Annotated in this window: 2 pseudogenes; one reads left to right on the forward strand and one right to left on the reverse strand. The window is 68.8% G+C overall.

Features of this window, described 5'->3' with window-relative positions:
* A pseudogene (locus tag ACFWJO_RS40495) lies at window positions 1–224 on the forward strand (hypothetical protein); the annotation flags it as partial.
* A gap of 54 nt (window positions 225–278) precedes the next feature.
* On the opposite strand, the pseudogene ACFWJO_RS40500 reads toward ACFWJO_RS40495, so the two are convergent.
* Window positions 279–1114: pseudogene (locus ACFWJO_RS40500) on the reverse strand (ATP-binding protein); the annotation flags it as partial.

Genomic DNA, 1114 nt, shown 5'->3' on the forward strand with positions numbered 1-1114 from the left:
ACGTCCCCGGTCGCCGCGCGATCGTGTTCAGCGGCGCGACCCGCAACTCCCTCGTCGTCCTCCCGCTCGTCCTCGCCCTACCCGCCGCGTTCGACCTTGCTCCGCTCGTCGTTGTCACACAGACCCTCGTCGAGCTCATCGTCATGGTCGTGTTCGTGCGGCTCATCCCGCGACTGCTCCCCGACGACATCGACACCGCGAACTCACGACCTCAGATACTCTGAAATGGCCCCTCGGCCCGTGGGTTCCCGCCTCAACTGCCTTCAGGATTCGTGATCTTACGTGGGTTCGCTGGTCATGCGGCCGGTGGTGTCGAACGCGGCGAGCTCGGCGGGATGGAGCTGATGCTGCACGACGAAGGAGCGGTCCTTGATCCGCCAGAGCCCCTGACCGGTCCCCAGGCCGGGGAGCAGCTTCTGCTCGGTGCCGGTGAGCCCGAGCGCGAGGGCGGTGGAGCCGAGCTGGTCCGGCTCCTGCCGGTACACGATCCGGGTCTCCGCATTCGCCAGCAGCGACGAGGCGAGGGCGCGCATCGCGGTCCCGGCATCGCCGACGTTGTCGAGGTCGGAGAGCTTGTGGAAGATGAGCATGTTCGCGATTCCGAAGTGCCGCGCCAGCCTCCACTGGGCGTCCATGCGGCGAAGCAGCGCCGGGTACTGCATGAGCCGCCACGCCTCGTCGTAGACCACCCATCGCTGCCCGCCCGCCGGGTCGGACAGAGCGGACTCCATCCATGCGGACGAGCAGGTCATCAGCACCGAGATCAGCGTGCTGTTCTCCGCGACCCGCGATAGGTCGAGCGACACCATCGGCAGCGACGGGTCGAACCTGACCGTGGAGGGGCCGTCGAACAGGCCTTGGAGGTCTCCGGCGACAAGCCGACGGAGCGCGTGGCCGACGAGACGACCGTCTTCCGCGAGCCGACCGTCCTCATCGTCCCCCGTGTTGGGGGTGAGGATGCGGTCGACGACCATCGGCAGGATCGGCACCTCGGCGCTGCGGACGGCGTCTCGGAGGGCGAGGTCGATGGCGGTGTGCTCCAACGGCGACAGCGCCCGGTCCAGCACGGTCTCTGCGAGGGCGCCGATGAGGTCGCGGCGGCGGGAGGCGACCT

Origin of the sequence: Streptomyces sp. NPDC127092 (assembly GCF_042722475.1) — a bacterium.
Lineage (GTDB): Bacteria > Actinomycetota > Actinomycetes > Streptomycetales > Streptomycetaceae > Streptomyces.